Raw genomic sequence first — 6,081 nt, forward strand, 5'->3', positions numbered from 1 at the left:
CCCGTCGACCAGTCGCTGACGTGCCGCGTCCCGGTCGTCGCCGCAGTGAATGCGCACCACTCTCGTGTCCGGGTCGGGATCGAACGGGGCGTAGGCGTCCTTCAGGGTCTCGAGACGTGAGCGGAAATCGTGGTGGAAGACGGCGCCGAGCAGCTCCGCGAAGGCCCGGAAGCGTTCCTGCTCCGACGGCTCGGGCCGGCCTTCGCCAGCAAGCATGTCGACGAGGTCGCTGCGGCGGAAGGGGATGAACCTCTGGGGCATGCTGTCGGCGGCCACGGTCCCAGGGGCACCCGCTCGCTCTGCTCGCACGGATCCTCCGTCGACGTCTTTCGCCACCGTACCCACGGCCCTCGGAGAAGCTTTGACCACAGGTAGTCGTGCTCGTGGCCGCCGACGGACTGCGCAACGACGAGATCGCCGCGCGCCCGGAGACCCCGTGCCACGTCAGCAAGTCGCGTCCATCTCGAACACCACCATCTGGCGCTGGCTGTCGGCGGACGCGATCAAGCCCTGGCAGCACCACTCGTGGATCTTTCCCCCGCGATCCCGACTTCGCCGTGCTGGTCCGGGTAGGTCGTTGGCCAGCGACGGCGAGCCCGTCCGGGCGGGCATCGAGCGGCTCCAACCTCGCACCGGGCCGCCGTTACAGTCTCCGGCCGCGTAGACGCGGTCGAAGCAGGTGCGCAGGGTCTCGCGGTCAGGGTGGATCCAGCCTCCGTCGCCGGCCAGCGGGCTGTCGGCGACGACCTGTGGCGGGGCCGCCTGGGGGACCGCCAGCAGCAGCGGTAGTGCAGCCGCCCAGCGTCGTCGAACGACACCTTGCGGCTGTCGGCGTCGACCGCCTGCACCCGCTGTTCCTGCGCAGCTCGATGCCACGGTCGTTGAGCGCGTCGGCGACGAACCGGCTGATTTCGGGTCCGGCGCCGACACGTGCCCGAGGCTCTCGAGGTGGAACTGATGCAGGTGCAACGCGCCCCTCTCCCACAGCTACGAGGTAGTGGCGGTGGCCACCAGCGGTACCCCCCTGTTCGGACCGCCGCGGCCGCGGCCGCGATCGCTGGAGCGGGTCAGGCGGGGATGGTGTAGCCCGCCTCCCGAATGCGTTCCGCGATGTCGTCCTCGCTGACGGCGTCGCCGTCGAACCGCACAGTGACGCGGCCGGCGGCGTGGTCGGCGCTGACCGTCTCGACGCCGTCGAGCCCGCCGACCGCCCGCTGGACGGACTCCTCACAGCCGGTGCAGCTCATGCCCTCCACGGTGATGCTGTGCTCGTCGATCACGCTGCGTCCTCCTTCTCGCCCTCCAGTTCCGCGAGCTGTGCGCGCGCGTCGCGGTTGTCGTGCCGTTCCGTCTTGTTGTTGCAGCAGCAGCGCATTGTCGCTGTCTCCTTCGTTCAGGTGGTCGGGCGGCCGAAGCGGCGCAGCCGGAGGGAGTTGGTGACGACGCTGACGGATGAGAAAGCCATGGCAGCGCCGGCGATGATCGGGTTGAGCAGCCCGAAGGCGGCCAGGGGAATTGCGGCGCTGTTGTAGCCCAACGCCCAGAACAGGTTCTGCAGGATGGTGCGGTAGGTCCGCCGCGAAAGGTTGATCGCGGTGACGACGCCGTCCAGGGCGTCGCGCATGAGCGTCAGGTCGCTGGACTCGATCGCGACGTCGGTGCCTGTCCCGATCGCGATCCCCAGGTCGGCCTGCACGAGCGCGGGGGCGTCGTTGACGCCGTCGCCGACCATCGCGACGACCTCGCCCTCTGCTTGCAGGCGCTCGATCTCGGACTTCTTGTCCTGCGGCAGCACCTCGGACAGCACACGGTCGATGCCGACCTGCGCTGCGATCGCGTTCGCCGTGCGCGCGTTGTCGCCGGTGATCATGGCGACCTTCAGGTCGAGGTCGTGCAGGCGGTCGACGACGGGGCCGGCGTCGTCCTTCACCGTGTCCGCGACGGCAAGCACTCCGCGGACCTCCCCGGCCCAGCCGGCGAACACCGCGGTCTTGCCCTGCGTCTCGAGTTCAGTCGCAGCGTCCTCCAGTCGCTCCGACAGGACGAGTCCGGCTTCGGCCCCGAGTTTGCGGCTGCCGACCCACACTGTGGTTGCCTCGACGTCGCCGCGTACCCCGTGGCCGGCGACCGCCTCGAAGCCGGCCGCGGCAGGCAGGTCGATCCGCTGGCGGGCCGCGCTGGCGATCGCCTGTCCGATCGGGTGCTCGCTGTCGGCCTCGACCCCGCCCGCCAGCCGCAGCAGCTGCGTCTCTTCCGCATCTCCGGCGACGACGTCGGTCAGCGCCATCTCACCGCGCGTCAGCGTCCCGGTCTTGTCGAACACGACGGTGGTGATCTTCCGCGTGCGCTCGAGCACCTCAACGCCCTTGATGAGGACTCCCAGCTCGGCGCCGCGGCCGGTGCCGACCATGATCGCCGTCGGCGTGGCGAGCCCGAGGGCGCAGGGACAGGCGATGATCAGGACCGCCACAGCGGCGAGCAGCCCGGTCGTGGCCTCGCCCGCCAGCAGCCACCAACCGGCGAAGGCCGCCAGCCCGATTGCCAGCACGACGGGCACGAAGACCGCGGACACCCGGTCGGCCAGCCGCTGCACGGCGCCCTTGCTGGCCTGCGCCTCCTCCACCAGTCGCACGATCTGGGCCAGCGCGGTGTCGGCCCCGACGGCGGTCGCCTGGACTGATAGCACGCCGGAGGTGTTGACCGTCGCGCCCGCGACCTTCGAGCCGACCGTCTTCTCCACGGGGACCGACTCGCCGGTCAGCATCGACTCGTCGACCGCTGACGCGCCGTCCACCACGACGGCGTCGGTGGGGATCTTCTCGCCGGGGCGCACGCGCAGCAGGTCGCCGACCACGACCTGCTCGAGGGGGACCATGACCTCCTGCCCGTCGCGGCTGACGCGCGCCTCCTTCGCGCCGAGCTCGAGCAGCGCTCGGATGGCCTTGCCCGCCCTCGACTTGGCGCGCGCCTCGAAGTAGCGGCCGAGGACGAGGAAGGCGACGATGATCGCGGACACCTCGAAGTACAGGTCGCCGCCGACGAACAGCGCCACGGTCGAGTAGAAGTAGGCGGAGAGCGTGCCGATGGCGATGAGGGTGTCCATGTTCGCCGTCAGGTGCCGCGCGCGCTTGCTCGCCTCGCGCAGGAACGGCCACGCGACCCAGAACTGCACGGGCGTGGTGAGCGCGAACTCGGTCCAGTGCATCCACGCCGCGTCGACGCCCGCGATCGTCCGGTACATGGCGATGGCTGCGACTGCCAGGGCGAGGGGGAGGCCGACGAGGACACGCCGCAACCAGGCGCGCTGCGCGGCAGCTTCGACGTCTTCGGCGTCGGCTACGTCACGCGACAGCTCCGACGCCGGCGACAGGCCGTAGCCGACGCGGTCGACCGCCGCCTGCAGCGACTCGGTGCTCGCCACACCCGGGTCCAGCTCGACGCGCGCCTTTGCGGTCGCGAAGTTGACGTCGGCGCGGACCACTCCCGGCTGGCCGGCCAGCGCCTTCTGCACGCGAGCGGCGCACGATCCGCACGTCATGCCCTCCACCTCGAATTCGAGCGCGGTGACGCCGCTACGGCGCAGGTCGTACCCGATCCGCTGGACCGCGTTCGTGAGCGCCTGCTCGTCGACGTCCTCGGCGAGGCGGACGCGTGCCTTGCCGGTCGCGAAGTTCACATCGGCGTCGGTGACACCGGGCTGGGCGCCGAGGACCTTCTGAACGCGGGCAGCGCAGGAGCCGCAGGTCATCCCCTCGACCTCGAAGTGCAGCGTGCGCTCTCGGGGTGAAGTGGTGGTGTTGCTCACCGTCGCTGTCCTCCCTGGTTCAGGCTGTCGCCGTCGAGTTCGCTCGCGGTGAGCGAGGGGCGCAAGGCCCGCCTGTCGAACTTCAACGTCTCCATCAGCTCGTCGACGATCTCCTCGGTCCGGCCGGCGCGGACCGCCTCCGCGACGCACGTCTCGAGGTGGTTGCGCAACACCGTGCGGCTGGCCGCCTCCAGCAGCCCCTGAACCGCCGCGAGCTGCTTCATCACGTCGGGGCAGTACGCGCCGTCGTCGACCATGCGCAGCACCCCGTCGAGCTGGCCACGCGCCGTCTTCAACCGGGTCAGCACCGCCCGTTCGTGTTCCGCACGCACCAGGCTCTCCTCCGTCGGGGGATCACCGTACCCACCCCAGGTGGGATGGGCCACGATCGCAGCGCCCTGCGGGAGGCGGCCAGCGAGATCGGACGCCGCATTCGCGTCCTCCGTGCGATAGGAGAGGCCTCGGCGGGCGTACGGAGCGCATCTCCGCGACGGGCTTCGAAGTGGTTGAAGAGGGTGAGCCGCCTACACTCCAGGAGGTGGTCGGACTACTGGAGGGTGGCACGGAGTCTGTGTCCTGGCTCAGGCAGCAGCGTGGATGACCCCTACAGGCGATGTGTCGTCGACGCCTCCGTAATCATCGCCACGTTGGCGCGCGAACCAGGGCGAGCTGTGGATTCGAAGGCCGTCTTGACCGACGCCGAGGCCGGCAAGATAGAAGTCGCCGGCCGGCCGCGCGAAATGTCACAGCTACGTTGTACGTTTCCAACATGAGGCGTCGGCGGCATCCCAAGAAGGAGGTCGAGGAGGCCTTGCGGGACCCGCAGAAACCGTCGTTATAGCTGGTAAGAACTGGAAGTGAACTGGGTGGTCACCGGCGCCGGTGGTGGGGGCCGCGGCGCAGGCCAGTGGATTGCCGCCGAAGGTCGAACCACTGCAGCCCTGGGTCAACAGGCGTGCTAGATGGGGGCGCGGGCAGGCGCCGCGGGTTTACGCGCTGGCGCCGGCGCTAGAGGTCGTCAGCTGGTTGGTGCGCTGATGAGTTCCTCCAGTAGTGCACAGACGCGTCGGTCGATTTCGTCGCGGATCGGGCGCACGTCCGCCAGGCTTTTGCCGGCGAGGGCGTCGAGTTCCCAGTCGAGGTAGCGCTTGCCCGGGTACCCGGGGCAGGCGTCGCCGCATCCCATGGTGACGACCACGTCGGAGGTCTCGACGATCTCGGCCGTCAGGGGCTTGGGGAAGGCCTGGTCGAGGGAGATGCCCTGCTCGGCCATCGCCTCCCTGACACCGTCGTGGATGGCAGCGGCGGGGGCGGAGCCGGCGGAGCGCACCTCCACCCGGCCCTGCGCGTAGTGGTCCAGCAGCGCTGCCGCCATCTGTGAGCGGCCGGCGTTGTGCACGCACACGAACAGCACCGAGGGCTTTGCCTTCATCAGGCGTCCTTCCAGATGGAGTGGCATGATCGCAACACATTCGTTCGGAGGCCAGCTGGCTCATACCTGGACCTCCTCGGGGGGGTGAGGGACCACGACTTCCGCGGCGACCTCCTGCACCCCGGGTAGAGCAGTCGGACCCCAGCCATGGCCGCTGCCGGGCCCAGCAGTTGGGCTGCCAGGAATGCGGGCACGTGCGGCGGGCTGATGCCGGAGCGCACCATGCCGAAGATCACTAGCACCAGCCCCAAAGATTGCTACGGCCTCTCCGAGCCACTGTCCGGGGCCGGTGCGGGAGGTGGGGCGACGCTGATTGCGGCAGGTCGAACATCAGGTTGGCCAGGAGCGTGACGGTCGCCCTCAGGACCGGCCCGGTTGCCCTCAGGACGGGCCCGTCCTTTGCCAACGCGTCGGCGTACTCCGACAGCGCCTCGGACCTCCCCCTGCTCTCGGCCTGCGGTCGGCCCGTAGCGGTCAACCCCGACCGCCACCTCCGACAAGCGGCTCGCACAGCGGGTTGGCCGATCCTGCGCTTCTCGTAGTCGTCGGATCACCTCTGAGCGCGACCGCCAGGCGCTCCTCTGGCGCTCCTCGCGTTCGCCGCTGAGAAGTCGTTCCTCTGAGCGCCGCCGGTAGCCATGCGTTCGTTCCCGCGACACCGGCCCCCGCTTGAGTTGCACCCGCGGCGGCTCGGCTCGTGCGCCAGGGGCGTCCGAACATCACCCACGGCGTCCGAGTAGCACTCGCGCCGTCGTCCGTCCGTCGCGTCGGTCCCCGTTGCCTGTAGGGTGGTTGGTCCGCGATGTGCGAGGTCACTGTGCTCCAGCTCTCCCAGTCCGCCGCC

At 70.0% G+C, this 6,081-nt stretch carries 5 protein-coding genes and 1 pseudogene; 1 reads left to right on the forward strand and 5 read right to left on the reverse strand.

Annotation, left to right across the window (positions count from 1 at the left end):
* The 5 genes from M3N57_06855 to M3N57_06875 form a co-directional block, all read right to left on the reverse strand.
* Positions 1-261: DUF3754 domain-containing protein (locus M3N57_06855; protein MDP9022407.1), on the reverse strand; the 261-nt coding region annotated here is incomplete at its 3' end.
* Between the two features lie 806 nt (positions 262-1,067).
* Positions 1,068-1,247, reverse strand: a complete 180-nt coding sequence (locus M3N57_06860) for a cation transporter (GenBank protein ID MDP9022408.1) — start codon at positions 1,245-1,247, stop codon at positions 1,068-1,070.
* A 146-nt stretch (positions 1,248-1,393) separates the two neighbouring features.
* Positions 1,394-3,748, reverse strand: a complete 2,355-nt coding sequence (locus tag M3N57_06865; GenBank protein MDP9022409.1) for a heavy metal translocating P-type ATPase — start codon at positions 3,746-3,748, stop codon at positions 1,394-1,396.
* Between the two features lie 53 nt (positions 3,749-3,801).
* Positions 3,802-4,191, reverse strand: coding sequence for a metal-sensitive transcriptional regulator (locus M3N57_06870; protein MDP9022410.1), 390 nt, complete (start codon positions 4,189-4,191; stop codon positions 3,802-3,804).
* 632 nt (positions 4,192-4,823) lie between these two features.
* The gene (locus M3N57_06875; GenBank protein MDP9022411.1) at positions 4,824-5,237 is read right to left on the reverse strand and encodes an arsenate reductase ArsC; all 414 of its coding nucleotides are present in this window, start codon (positions 5,235-5,237) and stop codon (positions 4,824-4,826) included.
* A 413-nt stretch (positions 5,238-5,650) separates the two neighbouring features.
* Between M3N57_06875 and M3N57_06880 the strand changes: the two are divergent.
* Positions 5,651-5,773: pseudogene (locus M3N57_06880) on the forward strand (HAD-IB family hydrolase).
* Positions 5,774-6,081: the final 308 nt, after the last annotated feature.

The sequence above is a fragment of the Actinomycetota bacterium genome, from assembly GCA_030776725.1.
Taxonomy (GTDB): Bacteria; Actinomycetota; Nitriliruptoria; order Nitriliruptorales; family JAHWKO01; genus JAHWKW01.

Excerpts from the sequence above, each read along its gene's own strand:
- M3N57_06860 (MDP9022408.1), bottom strand. The coding sequence starts at position 1,247 with ATGAGCTGCACCGGCTGTGAGGAGTCCGTCCAGCGGGCGGTCGGCGGG.
- M3N57_06865 (MDP9022409.1), bottom strand. The coding sequence starts at position 3,748 with ATGACCTGCGGCTCCTGCGCTGCCCGCGTTCAGAAGGTCCTCGGCGCC.
- M3N57_06875 (MDP9022411.1), bottom strand. The coding sequence starts at position 5,237 with ATGAAGGCAAAGCCCTCGGTGCTGTTCGTGTGCGTGCACAACGCCGGC.